Source organism: Streptomyces durocortorensis, from assembly GCF_031760065.1.
GTDB lineage: Bacteria > Actinomycetota > Actinomycetes > Streptomycetales > Streptomycetaceae > Streptomyces.
Genome location: NZ_CP134500.1, coordinates 5,263,894 through 5,285,483, shown reverse-complemented (window position 1 = coordinate 5,285,483; position 21,590 = coordinate 5,263,894). Strand labels below are relative to the sequence as shown.

General features: G+C 72.6%; 18 protein-coding genes. 10 read left to right on the top strand and 8 right to left on the bottom strand.

The genetic code is table 11. The annotated features are described in order from the left end of the window. Positions 1-87: 87 nt before the first annotated feature. The 5 genes from RI138_RS23595 to RI138_RS23575 all read left to right on the top strand — a co-directional run bounded on the left by RI138_RS23595 (position 88) and on the right by RI138_RS23575 (position 5,195). Positions 88-573, top strand: a complete 486-nt coding sequence (locus RI138_RS23595; protein ID WP_311121513.1) for an SH3 domain-containing protein — start codon at positions 88-90, stop codon at positions 571-573. Between the two features lie 155 nt (positions 574-728). Beyond that, positions 729-2,138, top strand: coding sequence for an FtsW/RodA/SpoVE family cell cycle protein (locus RI138_RS23590; protein WP_311121512.1), 1,410 nt, complete (start codon positions 729-731; stop codon positions 2,136-2,138). Further along, positions 2,135-3,592 carry a peptidoglycan D,D-transpeptidase FtsI family protein gene (locus RI138_RS23585; protein ID WP_311121511.1) on the top strand — a complete coding sequence of 486 codons (1,458 nt, stop codon included), beginning with the start codon at positions 2,135-2,137 and terminating at the stop codon, positions 3,590-3,592. The genes RI138_RS23590 and RI138_RS23585 overlap by 4 nt, the downstream gene beginning before the upstream one ends. Before the next feature lie 35 nt (positions 3,593-3,627). Next, positions 3,628-4,713, top strand: a complete 1,086-nt coding sequence (locus RI138_RS23580) for an amidase family protein (protein WP_311121510.1) — start codon at positions 3,628-3,630, stop codon at positions 4,711-4,713. After that, positions 4,710-5,195, top strand: a complete 486-nt coding sequence (locus tag RI138_RS23575; protein WP_311121509.1) for a DUF3291 domain-containing protein — start codon at positions 4,710-4,712, stop codon at positions 5,193-5,195. Before RI138_RS23580 ends, RI138_RS23575 begins: the two co-directional genes overlap by 4 nt. A 74-nt stretch (positions 5,196-5,269) precedes the next feature. On the opposite strand, the gene RI138_RS23570 is transcribed toward RI138_RS23575, so the two are convergent. The 3 genes from RI138_RS23570 to RI138_RS23560 all read right to left on the bottom strand — a co-directional run bounded on the left by RI138_RS23570 (position 5,270) and on the right by RI138_RS23560 (position 8,333). Beyond that, on the bottom strand, positions 5,270-6,127 hold the full coding sequence (locus RI138_RS23570) for a hypothetical protein (RefSeq protein ID WP_311121508.1): 858 nt from the start codon (positions 6,125-6,127) through the stop codon (positions 5,270-5,272). Positions 6,128-6,234: 107 nt separating this feature from the next. After that, positions 6,235-7,149, bottom strand: coding sequence for an ADP-ribosylglycohydrolase family protein (locus tag RI138_RS23565; RefSeq protein WP_311121507.1), 915 nt, complete (start codon positions 7,147-7,149; stop codon positions 6,235-6,237). Positions 7,150-7,217: 68 nt separating this feature from the next. Continuing rightward, positions 7,218-8,333: a ferritin-like domain-containing protein gene (locus RI138_RS23560; RefSeq protein ID WP_311121506.1), complete on the bottom strand. Its 1,116-nt coding sequence runs from the start codon at positions 8,331-8,333 to the stop codon at positions 7,218-7,220. A 202-nt stretch (positions 8,334-8,535) separates the two neighbouring features. On the opposite strand from RI138_RS23560, the gene RI138_RS23555 reads away from it, so the two are divergent. From RI138_RS23555 to RI138_RS23535, 5 genes are all read left to right on the top strand, one after another. Then, the gene (locus RI138_RS23555) at positions 8,536-9,471 is read left to right on the top strand and encodes an AurF N-oxygenase family protein (protein ID WP_311121505.1); all 936 of its coding nucleotides are present in this window, start codon (positions 8,536-8,538) and stop codon (positions 9,469-9,471) included. A gap of 34 nt (positions 9,472-9,505) precedes the next feature. Further along, positions 9,506-10,288: a TetR/AcrR family transcriptional regulator gene (locus tag RI138_RS23550; RefSeq protein WP_311121504.1), complete on the top strand. Its 783-nt coding sequence runs from the start codon at positions 9,506-9,508 to the stop codon at positions 10,286-10,288. A 4-nt stretch (positions 10,289-10,292) separates the two neighbouring features. Beyond that, on the top strand, positions 10,293-10,568 hold the full coding sequence (locus tag RI138_RS23545) for a hypothetical protein (RefSeq protein ID WP_311121503.1): 276 nt from the start codon (positions 10,293-10,295) through the stop codon (positions 10,566-10,568). A gap of 80 nt (positions 10,569-10,648) precedes the next feature. Next, positions 10,649-13,786, top strand: coding sequence for an outer membrane protein assembly factor BamB family protein (locus RI138_RS23540; protein ID WP_311121502.1), 3,138 nt, complete (start codon positions 10,649-10,651; stop codon positions 13,784-13,786). Between the two features lie 129 nt (positions 13,787-13,915). Then, positions 13,916-15,130, top strand: a complete 1,215-nt coding sequence (locus RI138_RS23535; protein ID WP_311121501.1) for a C40 family peptidase — start codon at positions 13,916-13,918, stop codon at positions 15,128-15,130. A gap of 54 nt (positions 15,131-15,184) precedes the next feature. Here RI138_RS23535 and RI138_RS23530 read toward each other — a convergent pair whose 3' ends face one another. From RI138_RS23530 to RI138_RS23510, 5 genes are read right to left on the bottom strand one after another with little or no spacing between them, the layout of a single operon-like run. Further along, the gene (locus RI138_RS23530; RefSeq protein ID WP_311121500.1) at positions 15,185-16,420 is read right to left on the bottom strand and encodes a styrene monooxygenase/indole monooxygenase family protein; all 1,236 of its coding nucleotides are present in this window, start codon (positions 16,418-16,420) and stop codon (positions 15,185-15,187) included. A 42-nt stretch (positions 16,421-16,462) separates the two neighbouring features. After that, the gene (locus RI138_RS23525) at positions 16,463-17,113 is read right to left on the bottom strand and encodes a GTP-binding protein (RefSeq protein WP_311121499.1); all 651 of its coding nucleotides are present in this window, start codon (positions 17,111-17,113) and stop codon (positions 16,463-16,465) included. After that, positions 17,094-17,513, bottom strand: a complete 420-nt coding sequence (locus tag RI138_RS23520; RefSeq protein ID WP_311121498.1) for a DUF742 domain-containing protein — start codon at positions 17,511-17,513, stop codon at positions 17,094-17,096. Before RI138_RS23520 ends, RI138_RS23525 begins: the two co-directional genes overlap by 20 nt. Then, positions 17,510-17,989 (bottom strand): roadblock/LC7 domain-containing protein, encoded by a 480-nt coding sequence (locus RI138_RS23515; protein WP_096626877.1) that lies wholly within the window; start codon positions 17,987-17,989, stop codon positions 17,510-17,512. The genes RI138_RS23520 and RI138_RS23515 overlap by 4 nt, the downstream gene beginning before the upstream one ends. Beyond that, on the bottom strand, positions 17,986-21,309 hold the full coding sequence (locus RI138_RS23510; protein WP_311122993.1) for a sensor histidine kinase: 3,324 nt from the start codon (positions 21,307-21,309) through the stop codon (positions 17,986-17,988). The genes RI138_RS23515 and RI138_RS23510 overlap by 4 nt, the downstream gene beginning before the upstream one ends. Positions 21,310-21,590 lie beyond the last annotated feature (281 nt).

The following is a 21,590-nucleotide window of genomic DNA, read 5'->3' as shown; positions in this document are numbered from 1 at the left end:
GCGGACCCTCTGTGGCGAACTTAGCGTGACCAGGGCGAGCCCAGCTCGTGTCCCCCACGCCCCCCTTCCCTTTCGCATGGAGGCAGCATGTCCCCCCTGTCCCGCCCCTCGCGCTTCCGCCGGCTCGGCCTGTGCGTCGCCGCAGGCACCCTCGCGGCGCTCACGGCCGGCGCCCCCGCCGCCCTGGCCGCGGACCCCCAGCCCGCCGGGCAGCGCGCCGAGGCCACCGCCCCGGACCCGACGTCCGACGAGCTCTCCGCGTCGGCCCTCCAGCGCGAGCACGAGGCCCGCCAGGAGGCGCAGGGGCAGGGGCAGGCCGAGCCCCAGAGGCCCAAGCGGACCTACAAGGGCCGGGTCATCGCCAAGCCCTACCTGCTGCTCCGCGACAAGCCGACCCGCAGCAGCCGGATCGTCGGCTCGGTCGAGCACGGTGCGGTCGTCCACATCTTCTGCAAGACCAAGGGCGACAACGTCGACGGCAACAACCGCTGGTACCTGCTGACCGACGGCACCTGGGCCTGGGGCTCGGCCCGCTACATCGAGAACATCGGCGCCGCGCCGCGCTGGTGCTGACTCCCCCTCACCCGCATGTCCGTCCGCCCGTCGGGCCCGGCTCCGCGGCCGCCCGCCCCGCGGGCGGACGCAGGCGTTCCCGCGCAGGGCGACGAGGACATCAGAAAGGTGTGACATAAGGGAAATAAAGCGCACCTCTTGCTACGTTGCGGAGCATGACCGCAACGACGGCGGACGCTCCCCCGCCCGAGCTACGCCTGCCCAAGCGGCGCGGGGTGGAGCTCGTCCTTCTCGTCGCGGCCGTCCTCATCTCCGTCTACGGTTACGCGGCGGTGGGCCTGGCCCGCAACGGGGCCGTGCCCCCCGATGTCGCCGGATACGGTGCGGGGCTCGGCATGCTCGCGCTGCTCGCCCATGCCGCGGTCCGCTTCCGGGCCCCGTACGCCGATCCGCTGCTGCTGCCGATCGCCGTCCTGCTCAACGGTCTCGGCCTGGTCCTGATCTACCGGCTCGACCTGGAGACCCCGAGGGACCAGGCCGCGCCCACCCAGCTCATCTGGTCCACGCTCGGCGTCGCACTGTTCACCGCCGTCGTGGTGCTGCTGCGCGACCACCGGGTGCTCCAGCGGTACGCGTATCTCTCGGTGGCCACCGCGCTCGCGCTGCTGATCGTGCCGATCTTCTTCCCGGCGGTGAACGGGGCGAAGATCTGGATCCGGATCGGTGGACTCTCCTTTCAGCCCGGCGAGTTCGCCAAGATCCTGCTGGCGGTGTTCTTCGCCGCCTATCTGGCCGCCAACCGCAACGCGCTGGCGTACACGGGCCGCAAGGTCTGGAGGCTCCAGCTGCCCGCCGGGCGGGTGCTCGGGCCCATCGTGGCGATCTGGCTGCTGAGCGTCGGCGTGCTGGTACTGGAGCGCGATCTCGGCACCTCGCTGCTGTTCTTCGGGCTCTTCGTCATCATGCTGTACGTGGCGACCGGCCGGACCGGCTGGATCGCGGTGGGGCTTCTCCTGGCCGCCGTCGGGGCGTTCGTCGTCGGCTCGTTCGAACCGCACGTACACGGCCGGGTGCAGGACTGGCTGGACCCGTTCGCCTCGATCGACGCGGGGCGGGGCCCCGGCCAGCTCGCCCAGTCGCTGTTCGCGTTCGCCGCGGGCGGCATGCTCGGCACCGGGCTCGGCGCGGGCCACTCCATCCTCATCGGCTTCGCCGCCAAGTCCGACTTCATCCTGGCGACGGCGGGCGAGGAGCTGGGACTGAGCGGCCTGACCGCCGTCTTCCTCCTCTACGCGCTGCTCGTGGCGCGCGGCTACCGGGCCGGGCTCGCACTGCGCGACCCGTTCGGGCGGCTGCTCGCCATCGGCCTGGCGTCGATCCTGGCGCTCCAGGTGTTCGTGATCGCGGGCGGGGTGATGGGGCTGATCCCGCTGACCGGGATGGCGATGCCGTTCCTGGCCCAGGGCGGCTCGTCCGTCGTCACCAACTGGATCATCGTCGCCCTGCTGATCCGGGTCAGTGACGTCTCGCGAAGACCGCACCCGGAGCAGGTGGAGACCGGGGTCATCGCGACGACGGTGGAGAACGGGCCAGAAGCCGGAGCCGGGGAGGAGGACGAGCGGTGATCCGCTACATCCGGCGGGCCGCCGCCTTCTGTCTGCTGCTGCTCGTGGCGCTGCTCGTCAACGCGGCCCGCGTCCAGCTCTTCGAGGCCGAGGAGCTGAACGACAACCCCGCCAACCGCCGTAGCGCCATTGCCCGTTACGACCAGGCGCGCGGCAACATCCTGGTCGGCGACCGGCCCGTGACCGGCAACCGGAGGACCGGCGAGCAGCTCGACTACGAGCGCACCTACCGGCACGGCCCGCTCTACGCCCCGGTGACCGGATACGCCTCGCAGACGTACGGCACCACGCTCATCGAGAACGCCGAGGACTCCGTCCTGTCCGGTACGGACTCAGCTCTGACGCCGCTCCCCTTCTGGAACGATTTCACGCGGAGCCGACAGCCGGGCGGCGATGTTGTCACCACCGTCAAGGCGTCGGTGCAGCGGGCCGCGTACGACGGACTGCGCGGGCGGCGGGGCGCGGTGGCCGCCCTGGAGCCGTCGACGGGCAGGATCCTGGCCCTGGTCTCGACCCCCTCGTACGACCCCGAGCGGCTCTCCGGCACCGGTTCGGCCGTCACCGAGGCGTGGACCCGGCTGAACGCGGCCAAGAGCCTGCCGATGCTCAACCGGGCCATCCGGCAGACCTATCCGCCCGGTTCCACCTTCAAGATCGTGACGGCGGCGGCGGCCCTGGAGTCCCGGGTGGTCACCGACCCGGACGCGCCCACGGACACCCCGTCCCCGTACGTCCTGCCGAACACGAGGACCACGCTGCCCGACGAGTCTCGCGGCTGCGAGAATGCCTCGCTGGCGGATGCGATCCGGGTCTCCTGCAACACCGTGATGGCCCACCTGGGCGTGCGGGTCGGTCTGGCGGGGATGGCGGAGGCGGCCGGGAAGTTCGGCTTCAACGACTCCGGGCTGCGCATCCCGTCCGGGGTGGCCAGGAGCAACTTCGACACCGACATGAGCGAGGACCAGCTGGCCCTGTCCTCGATCGGGCAGTTCAACACGACCGCGACCCCGCTCCAGATGGCGATGGTGGCCTCGGCGGTGGCGGGCGGCGGCGATCTGCGCCGCCCGCATCTGGTGGACCGGGTGACCACACACGACGGGGACACCGTCCGGCAGGAGGGTTCCCGGCCGTACGAGCGGGTGATGAGCCCGTCGACGGCGGTGCAGCTCCAGCGGATGATGGTCGACACGGTGGAGAACGGCACCGGGTCGAACGCGGCGATCGACGGGGTGCGGGTCGGCGGCAAGACCGGAACGGCCCAGCACGGAGTCGACAACTCCGGTATTCCGTACGCCTGGTTCATCTCCTGGGCCGAGGCCCCGGGCTCCGGCCGCCCGGCCGTCGCGGTCGCCGTGGTCGTGGAGGACGCCTCCGCCGACCGGGCCGACATCAGCGGCGGCGGCAGCGCTGCCCCGATCGCACGGGCGGTGATGGAGGCGGCGCTGGAGGAGTGAGGACGCGAGGCTGTACAGGGGGAGAGAGTGGGCCCATGACGAGGACGACGAGGACACCGTCCGCCGTGGCGCGGGCCCTGGAACGGATCGGACGACTGGACCCGGCGCTCAACGCGTTCATCGAGGTCTGGCCGGACGAGGCGCTCGCCCGTGAGCCGGAGGCACGGGAACTCCCCCTGGGCGGACTGCCGTTCGCGGTGAAGGGCCCGGCGGGCGTCCGCTCGTACGCGGCCCGCCGGCTGTTCGCGGCGGGCGGGGTCCCGGTCGGCGCGACCTCCGTCCCCGGCCCCGGGACCGTCTGGCAGACCTGGGGACAGGGCGCCCACGGCCGTACGGTCAACCCGTGGCGGGCGGACCGGACGCCGGGCGGTTCGTCGGCGGGCTCGGCGGTGGCGGTCGCGGCGGGGATGGCGGAGCTGGCGACCGGCAGCGACGGGGCCGGGTCGGTCCGCATCCCGGCCGCCTGGTGCGGGGTGTTCGGCCTGAAGACGACGAACGGGCTGCTCCCCTCCCCCGACCGGTCCGGGCTCGCGTCGGCGGGCGTGCTGGCCCGATCGGCCGCGGGTGCTGAGCGGTATCTCCGCCATGTGCTGGACGGGTACGAGCCACCCGCCGCCCCGCCGCTCCCGCTTCCCGCCGTCTACAGCGAGGGCCTCGGCTTCGCGGACGTGGACCCGGAGGTGGCGGCCGTCGTCCGGGCGGCGGTGGACCGGCTCGTCGCGGCGGGGACCGTACGCCTGCTGGACACCGGCTGCGAACTGCTCGATCCGGCGCGGGCCTGGCAGGCGGTACGGGGCGGGGCACCCGGGGACCCGGGGGCCGTGGCGGTCCGGCGGGCGAACGACGACCGGCTGGACGCGCTCTTCGCCGCTGCGCCCCTGCTGCTGACCCCGGTCACGCCGAACCGGCCGCATGGGCACGAGGGTCCGGGCGACCTTTACTCCACTGCCCTGACCTGGGTGTTCAACCTGAGCGGCCACCCGGCGGCGAGCCTGCCCGCCGGGTTCACCGGGGACGGCTGCCCGGTGGGGCTCCAGCTGGTGGCGGCGCGGGGGGCGGACGTCTCGCTGCTCGGAATGGCCCACGCCGTGGAGAGCGTGCTGCCTACCGTGCGGTCATGACCTCTATCGAGACAGAAATCAGCGGCGGAGAACACGAGTTGGCGCAGGTGAACATCTCACGGCTCAGATTCCCGCTGGATTCACCACAGTTGAAGGACTTCGTCGATGGGCTGGACCCGGTGAACACGGTCGCCGACGAAGCCGACGGGTTCCTCTGGCGACTGCGCTCCGACTCCGGGAACGCCACGGACGTCCCGGTCTTCGGGGACGACTGGCTGATCGTGAACATGTCGGTGTGGCGGGACGTCGAAGCGCTCACCGCCTTCATGTACGCCGGGCGGCACCGGGAGCTGATGAGCCGGCGCCGCGAGTGGTTCGAGCAGATCCAGGAGGCGATGACCGCCCTGTGGTGGGTGCCGGCGGGGGAACGCCCGACGGTGGCGGACGCCGAGGAACGGCTGCTGCACCTGCGCGAACACGGCCCGACCGAGCGAGCGTTCACCCTGCGCACCCGTTTCCCGGCACCGGCCGGAGTGCGCTGATCGACGACGGACGGGCAGGCAGGCGGCGGGAGACTCCGGCGCCCCCTGCCCGGACCGTGGCGGACCGTGGCAGGTCAGCCGATCGGCTTGCGGGCTTCCTCCCGGACCTTGGCGGTCTCCGCCGCGGCCTCGGCCAGGTCGATGGACCGGGGAGACTTGAGGATGCTCTCGGGCCGGATCAGCGCGACCATCGCGGCGGTGTTGTCGTCACCCCAGGCACACATCGGGATGTTGGCGACACCGACGCCCTCCTTCGACTGCACGACCTGGCACTCGATCGTGATGTCGTACCCCGCCGGCGTGAACTTCTTGGGCGGCACGACGAGCTTCGCGCCGTCGCTCTCCGCCGCCCCCTCCATGATCTTGCCGCGCATGAATCCGGGGCTGGCCAGGCGCCCGTGCATCCCGGAGAGCACCAGGACCCCGCCCTTGTCCGAGCCGTACTGCGCGACGATCGCGCTGGCGTCGCGGATGCTGGCGTCGGGGGTCTCCTCGATCTCCTTGCCCTCCGTCTCCGAGAGGTCCTGGGTGAGACTGAACTCGCCGTCCAGCAGCTGCTTCTCCACGAGGAGTTCGTACTCCGCCTTCGGGTAGACCAGGTCGGAGCCCTTGTCGGCGAGCTGGGTGACGCCGAAGACGATGCCGCCCGCCACGAGCAGCGCGCCGACCGCGATGCCGACGATCAGCCCGGTCTTCGTCCTGCGCGGCGGCTGCGGACCCTGGGGCGGCCAGCCTCCCGCCCCCGGCCCGCCACCCGCGGGTATGCCGGGCTGCCCCCAGCCGCCCTGCTGCGGCGGGCCGGGAGGCTGCTGCGGGAAGCCGTAGGGCTGCTGCGGCACCCCGGGGGCGGCGGCCGGCGGGCCGTAGGAGCCGTGCGAGGGCGGGGGCGGCGGCCCGTAGGGGCCCTGCGATGGCTGCGGCGGGGTGGTCATGGGCTCACGGTACGACACGCCTGCGAACGGGCGCCCGGCCGGGGAAGCCCACGCCGGAACCGGCGCGCCGCCCGGAAGAGCCCGCACCAGAACCGGCGCGCACCCGGTCAGACCGCTTCCCGCCCCAACGGCTCCCGCTTGCGCTGCCATTCCTCCGGCACCCCGGCCGTCCCGGTGGACGCTCCCACGACGCCCCCGGTGATGGCACACGTGGTGTCCACGTCGCCGAACCCCTCCGCCGTCGCCCAGAGCGCCGCCTCCAGGTCGCCCTGATGACGGGCGGCGGTCCACAGCGCGAAGGGCACGGTGTCGTCGGCCCGTATGCGCTGCCCGTTGCCGAGGAGGTCCGCGGCCCTCCACGGTTCCGTGGTGAACGGGGTCCCGGCGGCGCGCCGGACCCCGTCCCGTACCGGCCCCTCCGGCGTCCCGTCCGCGACCGCGTCCAGTGTGAACTCGCCCCGTACCGAGAGCGCCGCCGCCACGGCGACCGCCACCGCGCCCGCGATGCCGTCCGGGTGGGCGTGCGTGACCTCGGCCGAGAGCGCGGCCTGCTCCGCGACCCGGTCGAGGTCCTCGTGGAACCGGGCGCCGAGGGGTGCGACCCGCATCGCCGCACCGTTGCCCAGGCTGCCGCCGTCGAAGAGTCCGGGGGCCAGGGTGCGCCAGTCGGCCGGGGCCGAGAGGAGCTGCGGCAGCAGGAGGTGCATGCCGTGGCCGTAGCCCCGTGCCTGGTCGGCGTCGAAGGCGAGGGCGTAGCAGAGCGCCAGGTGGTCCTGGTCGACCTGGCCGCGCTCGTCGAGGGAGCGTTGCAGGGCGAGCGCGAGGGCCGTGTCGTCGGTCCAGTGCCACAGGGGCTCCGGCGGGGTACGGCGGGCCCTGATCTCGTTCAGGGCCTGCCGCCGCTCGCGGAAGAGCGGGAACCAGCGCTCCCCGAACGCGTCGCCGAGCGCGAGGGCTTCGAGGCTGCGGCGGGCGGCCGCGAGACCGGCGGCGGTGGCGGCTGGGGGCGGGTTCGTCGTCATACGGGCATCGTGCCGCCGTTGCCCGGCGGCACGCATCCGAGTATCCGCTCGGGCATCCGCGTGGCTGCTCAGGCCGCGTCGGCCGCCGCCCCCTCCTCGATGGCGTCCGCCACCTCCGTCACCCGGGCCTGCTCCTCGGCGGCGAAGCGCTCGCGGTCCAGTTCCTCGGCTATCTCCTCGTCCTGCGACATGAGCAGGTCCAGGTTGGAGTCGCCGAGTTCGAGGACGCCCATGTCGACGTACGCCTTCTGGAGCCGTTCGCCCCACAGGCCGATGTCCTTGACGCACGGGACGATCCGGCTGAACAGCAGCTTGCGGAAGAGCTGGAGGTACTCGGAGTGCTCGGAGAGCTCCTTCGCCTCCTGCTTGCCGATGCCGAAGTTCTCCAGGACCTCGACGCCGCTGAGCCGGTCGCGCATCAGGTAGCAGCCCTCGATAACGAACTCCTCGCGCTCGCGCAGTTCGGCGTCGCTGAGCTGCTTGTAGTAGTCCCGCAGCGCCATCCGCCCGAAGGCCACATGACGGGCCTCGTCCTGCATGATGTACGCGAGGATCTGCTTCGGCAGCGGCTTGGTCGTGGTGTCGCGGATCATCCCGAAGGCGGCCAGTGCCAGGCCCTCTATCAGGACCTGCATCCCGAGGTAGGGCATGTCCCAGCGGGAGTCGCGCAGGGTGTCGCCCAGCAGGCCCTGGAGGTTGTCGTTGACCGGGTAGAGCATGCCGATCTTCTCGTGGAGGAAGCGGCCGTAGATCTCCGCGTGCCGGGCCTCGTCCATGGTCTGGGTGGCGGAGTAGAACTTGGCGTCCAGGTCGGGGACGGACTCCACGATCCGCGCGGCGCAGACCATCGCGCCCTGCTCACCGTGCAGGAACTGGCTGAACTGCCAGGAGGTGTAGTGCTTGCGCAGCTCACCCCGGTCATGGCCCGTCATCTTCGCCCAGTGCGGGGTGCCGTAGAGCGTGAGCACCTCGTCAGGGGTGCCGAGCGGGTCGGTGGGGTCGACCTCCAGGGACCAGTCGATGCGTTTGCTGCCGTCCCACTGCTTGTCCTTGCCCTTCTGGTAGAGGGCGAGGAGGCGTTCGCGGCCGTCGTCGTAGTCCCAGCTGAACCGGGCGGCTCCGGTGGCGGGGACCTGCCAGATCGGTTCGGCGGGCGGGGTGGTGTAGAGGTCATGTGTGGACACGGACGGCTCCTTCGCCTCGACTGGCTCATAAGTTCCGTGGCACCGGCGGTAGTTGAGCGTGCCCACCCACCGTCTCCCCAGCAGGTTCACACGTTGGTAGACAGCGGGTCAACAAGTCGTCCGCAGGGGATTGACGGGCTTACTGACGAGCAGTCTCATAAGAGATGACTGCCGGTAACCCCCAGCGTGAGGTGCTCCCGCCATGACGACCGCGACCGATCGCGATATGACCCTGCTCCGTGACGCATTCGGACCGCTCCGCGACCGCGAGCAGATCGCCGCGCGGCTGCTCGCGTCCTCGGCCAGACACTCCTTCGACCCCGACACCGAACTCGACTGGGACTCGGCCGTCGAGGAGGGCAAATGGTTCTGGCCCCCGGAGCTGCTCTCGCTCTACGGCACCCCGATGTGGGACCGTATGCCGGAGGAACAGCGCCTCGACCTCTCCCGGCACGAGGCCGCCGCGCTCGCCTCGCTCGGTATCTGGTTCGAGATCATCCTGATGCAGCTGCTGGTCCGGCACATCTATGACAAGCCCGTCACCAGCAACCACGTCCGCTACGCGCTCACCGAGATAGCCGACGAGTGCCGGCACTCGATGATGTTCGGCCGCATGATCGACTGGGGCGGCGCCCCGACCTACCCGGTGCCGCGCGTCTATCACAACCTGGCGCGGGTCCTGAAGACCGTCTCCACCACCCCCGGTTCGTTCGCCGCGACCCTGCTCGGCGAGGAGATCCTCGACTGGATGCAGCGCCTGACGTTCCCGGACGACCGGGTGCAGACCCTGGTGCGCGGGGTGACCCGCATCCATGTGATCGAGGAGGCCCGGCACGTCCGGTACGCCCGCGAAGAGCTGCGCCGTCAGATGGTGACCGCCCCGCGCTGGGAACGCGAACTCACCAGGGTCAGCTGCGGCGAGGCTGCCCGCGTCTTCTCCGTCTGCTTCGTCAACCCGCAGGTGTACGAGAACGTCGGCCTGGACCGCCGGGCGGCCGTGGCCGAGGTGAGGGCGAGCGGCCACCGCACCGAAGTCATGCAGACCGGCGCCAAGCGGCTGACGGACTTCTTCGACGACATCGGGCTGCTGAACGGCGTCGGTCGCAGACTGTGGCGAAGCTCCGGGCTGCTGGCCTGAAGCGGTGCGGGCCACAGGCTCTAGGCTCGGTGGCATGACGCCCACCGCCGCAGTCCCGCAGCCCCGTGCGACGTACCGCAGGCTCAGTGTCGAGGAGCGCCGCGCCCAGCTGCTGCTGGCCGCGCTCGGCCTCTTCGCGCACCGGGCCCCCGACGAGGTCTCGCTGGACGACGTGGCGGTGGCGGCCGGGGTGTCCCGGCCGCTGGTCTACCGCTACTTCCCCGGCGGGCGGCAGCAGTTGTACGAGGCCGCGCTCGGCTCGGCGGCCGACGAGCTGAAGCTGTGCTTCACCGAGCCTCCGGAGGGCCCGCCCACCGAGCGGGTCGCCCGGGTCCTGGACCGCTATCTGCGCTTCGTCGACGAGCACGACACCGGGTTCAGCGCCCTGCTGCGCGGCGGCAGCGTCGTGGAGACCTCCCGTACGACGACGATCGTGGACGGGGTGCGCCGGGCGGCCGCCGACGAGATCCTGCGCCACCTGGGACGGATCGGCGGCGCGGGGGAGGGGGAGCAGCCCGCCGGGCCGCGGCTGCGGATGATGGTGCGCAGCTGGATCGCGGCCGTCGAGGCCGCCTCGCTGATCTGGCTCGACGACGGGAAGCGGCCCGCCGCCGCCGAGCTGCGCGGCTGGCTGGTCGACCACCTCATCGCCCTCCTCGCGGCCACCGCCGCCACCGACCCGGAGACCGCGTCCGTGGTGAGCGACCTGCTGGCGCTGGAGACCGCCGGGGGACCGGCGGGACAGCTCGCGGAGCGGGTGATTCCGGTCGTTGCGGAGGCGGCGCACCTGCTGCCCGCGGCGGCTGCGTCAGACTGACCCGGTGAAGAGCGAGAACACCCCTTTCCGCGGCGGCCCCCTGGACGGCCGGGTGCTGCCGATCCTGCTGGGCCCGACCGGCCATCCGCCGAAGTGGTACGAGGTCCCGGTACCCTCCCCCGACGGCGGCCCGGCCACCGTGTACGCGTACCAGCGCGTCCCGGCCGGGTACACCAGACGCCTCGGCCTCCAGCGCGGCTGGGTGTACGAGTACGTTCCCGGGGGCCGCGAGCGCCGTACGCTCAAGTGGCCCTGGTCGAAGCCCCAGGGCCGCGGCTGAGTGGCGGACGGGCCGCGCTTCGGCGGAGGCCCTAAGATCGACGGTCAGGTGCCGAGGGACGGTCACAAGGGGGGTGCGCCATGGAGGCGCTGCGTCAGGACGATCCACGCCGCTTCGGCCGCTTCACCGTGCTGGCGCGCCTCCACGAGGGTGCGAGCGCCGTGCAGTACGTGGCCCGGGACACGGAGACCGGTGAGCCGGCCGTGGTCACCGCCGCGCGCCCCGCGCTGGCCGCCGTACCCGCCTTCCGCCGCCGCTTCCAGGCGGAGGCCCGCACCGCCGAACGCCTGGCGGGCGGCTGGGTGACCCCACCACTGGAGACCGGTGCGGACGAGGACGAGGCCCCGGAACTTCTGTGGACGGCGGCGGGTTACGTCCCCGCGCTGCCGCTGGCCGAGGCGGTCGGGATCGCCGGACCGCTGCCCGAGCGGGCCCTGCGGATACTGGGCGCGGGCATCGCCGAGATCCTCTCCCGGGTGCACGCCGCCGGGTCCGTGCTCCAGGGCCTCGCCCCCGGTACGGTGCTCCTCGCCGAGGACGGCCCCCGCCTCACCGCGTTCGGCCCGCTGGGCGCGGCGGCCTCGGCGGAGGCTCGGCCGGGCGGCCAGCTGTCGGTACGGCTCGGCTATCTGACGCCCGAGCAGATCGAGGGCAAGGAGGTCTCCGCCGCCTCCGACCTGTTCGTACTGGGGCTGCTCCTGGCGTACGCGGCGACCGGAGCGACCCCGTTCACGGAGGGCCCGCCCGAAGAGGCCGCCCGCCGCATCGCCGAGGACGAACCGGAACTGGACGCCGTACCGGAGCCGTTGCGCGAGCTGATCACGTCCTGCCTGGCGAAGGACCCGGCCGAGCGTCCCACCGCGGGCACGGTCGCCGCCGAACTGGCTCTGGAGGGCGCAGCGGGCCTCGCCCACGGCGGCTGGCTCCCGGAACAGCTTGCGGCGGCGGTCACGGACCAGGAGGCGCGGGTGCGGGCGCTCGGGGCGCCGGAGGAGAAGGCGAGGGCTGCGGAAGGGCCCGGCGCGGGCGCCGATGACACGGATGGCCCGGCCCCTGCGGATGGCCCGGCCGCTACGGCCGGTCCAGGCGCTGCGGACGGTCCTGGCGCCGACGCGCCCCGGGAGGCCGAGGAGACCGAAGTGCCCCGGGAGGCCAAGGAGGTCAAGGAGGTCAAGGAGCCCGGCGAGGCCACTGAGGCCGCCGAGGCCACCAACGCCCCCACGGCCACCGACTCCGGCTCCGACTCCGACACCGACACCGACACCGACACCGAAGCCTCCACCGAACCCGCCCCCACTCCAGAAATCCCCGGTATGTCCGCAACCCCCACCGAACCCGAGAACGCCCGACCGGAGGCCCCCCGGCCCGAGGACGCCCGACCCGAGGCCCCCCGGCCGCACGACCCCCAGCCCGAGGACGCCCGGCCCGAGGACCCCCGCAAGGCCCTCGTGCCCCAGGACTCGCGGCCGCTTCCCGCACTGGCGAAGGGCCCCACCACCGCACCGGCACCGGCGGCCGCCACCGCTCCCCCAGCAGCCACCCCCGTAGGCGACGGGGACAGCGGGGCCGACGGAGACATCGGTGAGGACCGGGGCACCACGCGCTTCCTCAACACCGGGCCGCGGCCGCCGCAGAACGACCGCCCGACCACACAGCTCGCCGTCCCCCACGAAATGACCGCTCCCCCGGGCGCCCCCCACCCTCAGGCTCCCCAGCTGCCCGCGGCACCCGCCGCCCCGCAGCAGCCGAGCCACACCCAGGGCGGCCCGGCCCCGTACCCTCCGGCAGCCCTCCCGGCGCTCCCCGCCGGGCCCTCAGGTCCGGGAGGCCCGGGCGGGCCCGGCGGTGGCCCGATGGTGTCCCTGCCCCTGCCCCCCGCACCCGCCCCCGCGCCCGACCCCGCCACCAGCCGCCGGACCCTGCTGACCATCGCGGCCGCGGCGGTCGGCGGACTGGTCGTGGGCGGCGGTGCGGTTGCCGCGCTCGGCTCCGGGGACACCGCGGCGGCCACGGACGACAAGCCCGCGCCGAAGCCCCGCCGTACGCTGCCGGGGCAGGCCCCCGAGCCGCGCTGGATCTACCGGCACCCGGCCTCCGAGTCCGCCCCACGCACCACCGCGCTGTGGCGGGACCGGCTGCTGGTGGTGACCAGCGAGAGCCAGGCGAGCGCCGTCGACCTGCGGACCGGGAAGCGGCTGTGGCAGCGCGCCGACGCCGCGAAGGGGCAGGCCGCGCTGGCTGCGGGCGATGAGCTGTGCTTCGTGGCCACCCCGACGGAGTTCCTGTGGCTGTCGCCGGAGGACGGCACCGTCGTGCACCGGCTGCGGTACACGGACGGCTTCACCGACCTGCCCGGCCTGGCGGTCGGGCGGCTGGCCGGGCACTCAGGCACGGTCGTCTGGTTCACCGGCTCGCACACGGTCACCGTGGAGGCGCCGAAGCCGAAGAAGGGCGAGAAGAAGGCCAAGGACAAGGAGGTCGTCCAGGCGTACTTCTTCGCGTACGACATCGTGCAGCGCAAGGAGCTGTGGCGTACGCCCGTACCGGCGGGCCGTGCCCCGGGCACCCCCGTCTACCGGGTCATCGGGGAGCGCTCCACCGAGATCCTCGTACGCCAGGAGTCGGTCACGCTCACGCCGGCCGAGGTCAAGGCGGCCAAGGGGAAGGGCTCCATCCGCTCGTTCGACCAGAAGACCGGCAAGCTGCTGGGGACGAAGCAGTACGGCACGACCTCCCCCGTCGCGGGCATCGCGGGCGACGAGGACGGGGCGCTGTTCGCGGCGGTCGGCACCGACCTCCAGGCCTTCGAGACGGACACCACGAAGCCGCTCTGGCGGGTCGCGGGCAGCCCTGGTTCGGTCTTCGGCACCCCGATCCTCGCCGGACCGCTGATCCACACCACCGAACGCACCCGGCAGGTCGGCGCGGTGGAACGGGAGACCGGCCGGCTCGTGTGGCGCCGCTCCACGGAGGTGCCGGGGATCGGGAACGCCCCGTCCATCACGCTGAGCGCCAGCGAGAAGACCCTGATCGCCGCCGACGCGATCCAGGTCACGGCGTTCTCGGCGGCCGACGGTGAGCGGCTGTGGAAGTTCCAGGACATCGGTGCCACCGACCCCAAGGGCGGGACGGTGATCGCGCCGTACCGGACGCTCACGGTCGGCAGGACCGCCGTCGTCCAGCGGGACAAGGTCTTCTACGCCTTCCCCGTGGTCTGAGGCCCTCCCCCTCCCCCCACCGCCGTCCGGGGGATTCCTCGGACGGCACGCCGCGCAGTGCTTGCATCACCTGACACCGAGTGACCGGATTAATCGGATCAACCCACTTTGGGTCACGGAGGTGATGTCGTGTCAGGCAGGCTCCTGCGCGCGGTCTGTACGACCGCCCTCACCGCGGCGCTCACGGTCTCCCCGGCCATCGCCGCACCCGCCGAGCCGGACCCCGTACCGTCCGACGATTCCTCATCCGCTCCCCTCGTCGACGCCGAGACCGCCCTCGCCGCCCCCGAGGCCGGGGCGCCGAGGAGTGTCGCCACCCTTCTGCGCGAGTTGCAGACCCTCTACCAGGAGGCGGAGGAGGCGAGCGAGGCCTACAACGCCACCGCCGAGAAGCTGAAGAAGCAGACCGCGCGGGCGAAGAAGGTCGACTCCGACCTGACGAAGGCGCGGGCCGCGCTGGAACTCAGCCGCGGCGACGCCGGGCGGCTGGCCCGGGAGCAGTACCAGGGGCGCACCGACTTCTCCGCGTTCCTCCAGCTGCTGCTGGCCCGGGACCCGTTGCGGGCCCTGGACCAGACCCACGTCATCGAGCGCGTGGCCGCGGGCCGTGCGGCTACGGTGGACCGGCTGACCGAATCGGCCCGGCGCGCGGACACGCTGGCCTCCGCGTCCCGGAAGGCGATGGACCAGCAGAAGAAGCTGGCCGCGCGGCAGAAGAAGCAGCGCGACACCGTGCGCGGCAAGCTGGAGCGGGTCGAGGCCCTGCTCGCCACGCTCTCCGCCGAGCAACTGGACCAGCTGGCCGGTCTTGAGCAGCAGGGCGTGGCGGCGGCCCAGCGCGAACTGGTCGCCTCCGGGGCCCTCAGCTCCACCCGGCCGCCCACACGGCAGGGCGGCGACGCCGTGGCGTACGCGATCCGGCAGATCGGCAAGCCGTACGTGTGGGGCGCGGAGGGGCCGGGGTCCTTCGACTGCTCCGGGCTGACGTCCCGGGCCTGGTCGTCGGCCGGACGGCCGATCCCGCGCACCTCGCAGGAACAGTGGAAGCGGCTCCCGAAGGTGCCGCTCTCCTCACTGCGCCCCGGCGACCTGGTGGTCTACTTCCCGAAGGCGACCCATGTGGCGCTGTACATCGGCAACGGCCTCGTGGTGCAGGCACCCCGCCCCGGTACGGAGGTGAAGGTCTCCCCGGTGGCGTCGAACCCGCTGCTCGGGGCCGTCCGCCCGGACCCCGGCGGCGTACCGCTGTCCGCGTACACGCTCCCGGATCTCCCCGAGGGCGCCCGCGACGGCTCGGACACCGGGTACGGCGCGGACACGGCACCGGACGCGGCACCCGAATAGGCTCCCGGCGGCCGGACCGGCGGTGCGGGCCCGGCCGCCGAAGCACACCCGCTGTCAGGCTCCGGAGACCGAGGCCAGGTACGCGTTCGTCTTCTCCGGCTCGAAGAAGAAGTCGTCGAAGTCCGCCGGGTCGTTGAACCCGTTGGCGAAGCGGTCCGCGACGGGCTGGAGCTGACCGGCCGCGCCGATCAGGTTCAGCACGTGCTCCGGGGGGACGCCGAGCATCGCGTTGGTCCACCTCACGACGTGCTGGGCGGTGTCCCAGTAGCGGTCGAAGGCGGACTGCATCCACGCCGCGTCGAACTCCTTCTCTCCGTGCTCGATGATCGAGTCCAGGTAGGAGTCGGCGCACTTGGACGCCGAGTTGGAGCCCTGGCCGGTGATCGGGTCGTTGGCCACGACGACATCCGCGACGCCGAGAACCAGACCGCCGCCGGGGAGCCGGCCGATCGGCTTGCGGACGGTGGGGGCGTAACGGCCCGCGAGGGTTGCGTTGGCGTCGGTCAGCTCGACCCTGGTGGCTCGGGCGTACTCCCAGGGCGTGAACTTCTCCATGAGTTCCAGCGTCTTCGCGAGGTGCTCGGAGGGGTCCCTGATGCCCTGGAAGGCGTCCAGCGGGCCGCCGGGGATGCCCTCCCAGAAGAGGATGTCGGCCCGGCCGGAGGTGGTGAGAGTCGGCATCACGAACAGCTCGCCGACGCCCGGCACCAGGTTGCAGCGGACCGCGTCGAACTCCGGGTGCTCCGGGCGCGGGCCCATGCCGTGGACGTAGGCGACGGCCAGTGCCCGCTGCGGGGCGTCGAACGGCGAACGGGCCGCGTCCCGGCCGAACATGGAGACCAGCTCGCCCTTGCCCGCCGAGACCATCACCAGGTCGTAGGTGCGGGAGAAGTAGTCCAGGTCGGAGACGGCCGCCCCGTGGATGACCAGCTGCCCGCCACGCTGGGCGAAGGTCTCCATCCAGCCCGCCATCTTCACGCGCTGGTCGACGGACTGCGCGTACCCGTCCAGCTTGCCGACCCAGTCGACGGCGCGCGAGGAGTCGGGGGCGGCGACGGAGACGCCGAGGCCCTCGATCCTCGGGGCCTGGGACTCCCAGAAGTTCAGCTGGTAGTCCCGCTCGTGCTGGAGCGCGGTGTGGAACATGACCTGCGTCGACATGACCCGGCCCGTGCGGATCTCGTCGGCCGTGCGGTTGGACATGAGGGTGACTTCGTAGCCTCTGGACTGAAGGCCCAGGGCCAGCTGGAGCCCGGACTGACCGGCTCCGACTATGAGTATCTTCCGCATCGCGGCTCTCCGTTGTCTCTGGTTCGAGGCGGTCTGTGCGGTCTAGGCGGGGGTGACGTCGAGGGCGTGGCCGACCAGGGCGAGGAGCGACTCGACGACCGTGATCCTGTTGCGCGCGTCCATGATCACTATCGGCACCTCCGGCGGTACGGTCAGGGCCTCCCTGACGTCCTCCGCCTCGTAACCGGGCGTCCCCTCGAAATGGTTGACCGCCACGATGTACGGCAGCCCGCAGCTCTCGAAGTAGTCGAGCGCGGGAAAGCAGTCCTCCAGCCGCCGGGTGTCGGCGAGGACGACCGCGCCGATCGCCCCGCGCACCAGGTCGTCCCACATGAACCAGAAGCGCTGCTGGCCGGGCGTGCCGAAGACGTACAGCACGAGGTCGTCGTCGAGGGTGAGCCGGCCGAAGTCCATGGCCACCGTCGTGGTGGTCTTCCCGGGCGTCGCGGAGAGGTCGTCGGTCTCCTCGCTGGCCTGCGTCATCAGCGCTTCGGTCTGGAGCGGGGTGATCTCGGAGACCGAGCCCACGAACGTCGTCTTGCCGACGCCGAAGCCGCCCGCCACCACGATCTTGGTGGCGGTGGGTGCGCGGGTGTGGTCGAGCTGCCAGGCCTGGAGGGATTCCTCCGCCTGGTCCCGGGGCCCCGGCTGGCGCGGGGCGAAGAGCGGCGCCTCAGAGACGGCGGAGTCCATTGAGCACCCTTTCGAGCAGTGCGCGGTCGGGCTGACCGGTGCCGTGCCCGGTCCCGTACACGCGGATCTTTCCCTGGTCGGCCAAGTCGCTGAGCAGCACCCGGACGACTCCGAGCGGCATCTTCAACAGGGCCGAGATCTCCGCGACCGTACGCATCCGGCGGCAGAGTTCGACGATGGCCTGGAGCTCGGGCATGACGCGCGAGACGAGGTTTCCGTTGGTGAGCTCGCGGCGCTCCTCGGGTGCTTCGAGGGCCGCGACGAACGTCTCGACGAGCAGGACGTGCCCGAAGCGGGTGCGGCCGCCGGTGAGGGAGTACGGGCGGACCCGGGCGGGGCGCCGGTCGGCGCCGCGGACGGGGAGACGCGGGGCGGGTTCGGCTGCGGCGGCGGTCGTCACTGGGCGCTCTCCATCGATGTGCGCAGCTCGCTGCGGAGTTCGGGGGTGAGTACGTGTCCGGCCCGGCCGACGAAGAGGGCCATGTGGTACGCGACGACGCTCATGTCGCAGTCGGGGGCGGCGTGCACCCCGAGCAGGGAGCCGTCGCTGATCGACATGACGAAGACGCTGCCCTCGTCCATGGCGACCATCGTCTGTTTGACGCCGCCGCCGTCCATCAGTTTCGCGGCGCCGACGGTCAGCGAGCCGATACCGGCGACGATGGTGGCGAGGTCGGCACTGGAGCCCTTGGGGCCGTCGGACGTCCCGGCCGCCTTCGCGCTGTGATGGCCGGGGTCGGAGGAGAGCAGCATCAGGCCGTCGGACGAGACGACGGTGACCGAGTGGACCCCTGGCACCTCCTCCACGAGATTGCTCAGCAACCAGTGAAGGTTCCGGGCTTCGGTACTCAGCCCGAATGTGCTGGGCGCAGTCAACTGCGTGCCTCCTCGACTGTGTCCCCCGTCTCTTCGTTCCGGCCGTCCGTACGACGGCCGCCGGTCTGGTCGATCCGTGCGGTGCTGGTGGTGTGGATGGTGCTCGTGGTGCCGGTGGACTCGGCGATCTCGGCCTCGACGTCGCGTCGGCCCTCCTTCGCCGCTTGGTGGAAGCTGCCGAGACGGCGGCGGAGATCGTCCCTGTCGATGCCGCCGGTGCGGGTGCCTCCGGTGAGCCCGGCAGGTGAGCCCTCGGGCCGGACGATCCTGGGCGTGCGCTTGGGCAGCCCCTTGTCCGTGACCCGCTCGCCCTCGGGGCGACGGGGACCGGGGACGACATCGGCGGGGAAGGCCTCGGCGTGGGGAGCAGGGCGGAACTCGGGGCCGTCGTCCGGGCCGCCCTCCGCGGGCCGCTCGTGGCGGTCGGGGCCGATCGCGTACGGGTCGGCGGGCTGACGCGTGGCCGGGGTGATGGGGGCTGCGGGGACCACGGGGACGGTGGGGCCCGTGGGAGCCGTGGGGGTGGCCGGGGGCTTCGGCAGGCGGACCTGCATCGTGATCTCGGAGTCCGATTCGGCGGGTGCCTCCGCGTCGGGGCCGGAGTCCGGTTCGGCACCCGCGTCGGGCGTGGGTCGGGCCTCCGCTTCCGGCCCCTGCCCCTGCCCCTGCTGCGGTACGGCGGTGGCTTCCCGGGCCTCGGGGTCCTCGGCCGGCTCCGGTACGGGCGCGGGCTCCGGCCCACGCTGCGGCTCCGTCGAGGCGTTCTCGCGGATCGCGCGCTCGGCGGCGGCGATGATCGGGTCCACGGCGGGCTGGGGCTCGACGGCCTGCTCGGAGGCGAGGCCGGGATCGGGCTCGGACACGCGGTCAGGCTCGGGCACGGGCACGGGCTCGGACACGGGCTCGGACACAGGCCCGGGCTCAGCGCCGGAGACCTCTTCGTAGACCTCCCCGGAGGACCCGTCGAAGGCCTCTGCGGAGACTCCCACGGGCGCGGCCCCCGCTTCGGCCTCCGGCATCGGCTCGGCAGCCGCCTCGGTCTCCGTAGCCTCAGCCGTCTCCGTGGCGGCCTCAGCCCTCTCCGCAGCCGTCGGCGCGACCGGCGAACGGCTCGGCAGGGCGTTGGAGTTGGCCTCGGCCACCGACCCCGGCAGGTTGAGCGCCGGGCCGTCGCCCGGCAGTTGCACGGCGGGCGGCGAGGCCGCGGGCAGGGACTTGGGCAGCAGGGCCTGCGGCAGGACGACGACAGCCGCCACTCCACTTCCCTTCTGCTCGCGCAGCTGGACCCGCACTCCGTGGCGGGCGGCCAGCAACGACGTCACCTGGAGCCCGAGTCCGGCGCCGGTCATGTCGATGTGCCGCTCCCCCGGCTCGAACGAGGCCGGGTCGGCCAGCCTGGCATTGAGCTCGCCCATCCGGACCGTCGACATGCCGATGCCCTCGTCGGACACGGAGAGCATCACCTCGCCGGTCTCAAGGAGCCAGCCGGACAGCTCGACATGGGAGTCAGGCGGAGAGAAGGAGGTCGCGTTCTCCAGGAGTTCGGCGAGGAGGTGGCTGAGGTCGTCGGCCGCGAATCCGGCGATCTGGGCGTGCGGCGGCAGGGACTGGATGGTGACCCGCTCGTACCGCTCGATCTCGCTGACGGCGGCGCGTGCCACGTCGACCAGCGGGATCGGGCCGGCGTGACTGTGGCCGTGGTCGGCACCCGCGAGGACGAGCATGTTCTCGCTGTGGCGGCGCATGACCGTGGCCATGTGGTCCAGCTTGAACAGGGTGGCGAGGCGCTCCGGGTCCTGCTCGCGCTCCTCCAGGCCCTCGATCACGCCGAGCTGCCGCTCGACGAGGCCGAGGGTGCGCAGGGAGAGGTTGACGAAGGTGTGGTGGACCGTGTTCTTGAGCTGTTCCAGCTGGGTGGCCAGCTCGGCGGTCCGGTCCTGGAGTTCGGACCGCTGCTGGGCGAGGGACTCGCGGCTCTTGATCAGGCCGGAGCGTTCGGTGCTGAGGCTCTCGACGCGGCCGGTGAAGTCCTGGTGCAGGGCGGTGAGCTTGCCGTGCAGGGTGTTCATCGACCGGACGACCTGGGCGAACTCGTCGTTGCGGCCGGTGTAGCGGACCGGTTCGGCGGTCTCGGGCTCCTCGGCGAGGCGGGCGGCGCCGATACGGAGGACGGCGAGCGGCTGGGTGAGGGTGCGGGCGACCGCGGTGGAGACGCCGACGGCGAGGAGGAAGCAGCCGCCGAGCAGGGCGATGCTCAGTTCGAGGGCGGTGACGTCGTCGTCGCGGAGCCCCTCCAGGTGCCGGACCTGGCCGGCGGAGAGGGCGGACTCGACGCTGCGCATCCGGTCGACGCGGGCGGAGAGCGCGGCCTCCAGCTTCTTCGGGCTGACCCTGCGCTCCGCCTCGGACAGCTCGGGGCGGTCGGTGAGGCGGGTGAGGTACTTCTCCGCGTCGTTGACCTCCGGGCCGGTGACGGTGGCGGAGAGCTTGTCGCGGGCCGCCGGGTTCGCCGCCTGGTCGAAGTCGGCGAGCGAGGCCAGTTCGCGTACGCGGGCCTGCTGGGCGGCGGCGCTCAGCTCGTCGCGTTCGCGGTCGGCCCGGGCGGCGTCCTCGTCCTGGGTCTGCACGGGCAGCCCGGTGAAGGGGTCGGTCTGCGGGACCGTGGGCTCGGGGCTCGGCACGGCGAGCGCGGCGAGGAGGAGCCCCCGGGTCGCGGAGGCCTGTTCGGCCGCGCCGCCGAGGGTGAGCGGGGCCCGGGTGGCGTCGGCGGCGCGCGGCGGGGTCTTCTCGGCCAGCTCGGCGGCGATGCCGTGCAGCTTGACGATGACGTCGGAGTACGCCTGGTGGGCCTCCAGCGCCGTGCCCTTGCCCGTCAGCGCGTCCCGGCGCAGGGAGGGGATCGTGGAGAGGTCGCGGCGCAGGGCCGCGGAGGCCGCCTCGTGGATCTCGTCGATCTGCTGGTCGACGCGCGTGGCACGGGCGGTGCGGTTCTCCGCGGCGTCGCTGTCGTCCTCCTCGCCCCGGCCGTCGGCGATGTACGCGGTGACCGCGTCGCGTTCGTCGGCGAGGGAGTGCGCGAGGGTGACGGCCTGCTGGTTCAGCTCGGCGAGGGTGACGAGCCGCTGGGACTCGGTCAGATCGGCGGAGGCCCCGAGCGCGGCGGGCGCACCCGCCGCCAGGACGATGACGCCGACGACCGCGACTCCGGCGACCAGTCGGCTGCGCACCCGCACGGTTCGCCTGTCGGCGCCGGGCGCCGGAGGCGTCGCCCCGGAACCGTCGTGCGTCGTGCCCTTGCTCCGCGGCCGCTTCTTCTGCACCGGTGCTCGCAATCTTGACTCGTCCACCCTTGAAGCAGAGGTGACGCACGGTCACACAGAGGGGCACCCCGCTCCTGGTACGGCTTCTGACCATTCCAGTGCTTTTGAGAGGGGGGCGCGCATCAACCGCTCCGCCACTCGAACGAGTGAACATCACTCTTGAGTTGGCGAACAAGTCTCCCCCGGCGCGCCCCTGACCATGCATGGACGATGGGGTGGAACTTCCGGTCCGGCTTTGGCAAGATGCCCGCCCGCACTCGTTCGGAGTCTCTCCTTCCGGC

Bases quoted from the DNA above. Each gene is read 5' to 3' on its own strand.
- RI138_RS23555 (WP_311121505.1), top strand. From the start codon at position 8,536: ATGACGACCGCGACCGATCGCGATATGACCCTGCTCCGTGACGCATTC.
- RI138_RS23530 (WP_311121500.1), bottom strand. From the start codon at position 16,420: ATGCGGAAGATACTCATAGTCGGAGCCGGTCAGTCCGGGCTCCAGCTG.
- RI138_RS23595 (WP_311121513.1), top strand. From the start codon at position 88: ATGTCCCCCCTGTCCCGCCCCTCGCGCTTCCGCCGGCTCGGCCTGTGC.
- RI138_RS23565 (WP_311121507.1), bottom strand. From the start codon at position 7,149: ATGACGACGAACCCGCCCCCAGCCGCCACCGCCGCCGGTCTCGCGGCC.
- RI138_RS23575 (WP_311121509.1), top strand. From the start codon at position 4,710: ATGACCTCTATCGAGACAGAAATCAGCGGCGGAGAACACGAGTTGGCG.
- RI138_RS23570 (WP_311121508.1), bottom strand. From the start codon at position 6,127: ATGACCACCCCGCCGCAGCCATCGCAGGGCCCCTACGGGCCGCCGCCC.
- RI138_RS23590 (WP_311121512.1), top strand. From the start codon at position 729: ATGACCGCAACGACGGCGGACGCTCCCCCGCCCGAGCTACGCCTGCCC.
- RI138_RS23525 (WP_311121499.1), bottom strand. From the start codon at position 17,113: ATGGACTCCGCCGTCTCTGAGGCGCCGCTCTTCGCCCCGCGCCAGCCG.
- RI138_RS23580 (WP_311121510.1), top strand. From the start codon at position 3,628: ATGACGAGGACGACGAGGACACCGTCCGCCGTGGCGCGGGCCCTGGAA.
- RI138_RS23540 (WP_311121502.1), top strand. From the start codon at position 10,649: ATGGAGGCGCTGCGTCAGGACGATCCACGCCGCTTCGGCCGCTTCACC.
- RI138_RS23550 (WP_311121504.1), top strand. From the start codon at position 9,506: ATGACGCCCACCGCCGCAGTCCCGCAGCCCCGTGCGACGTACCGCAGG.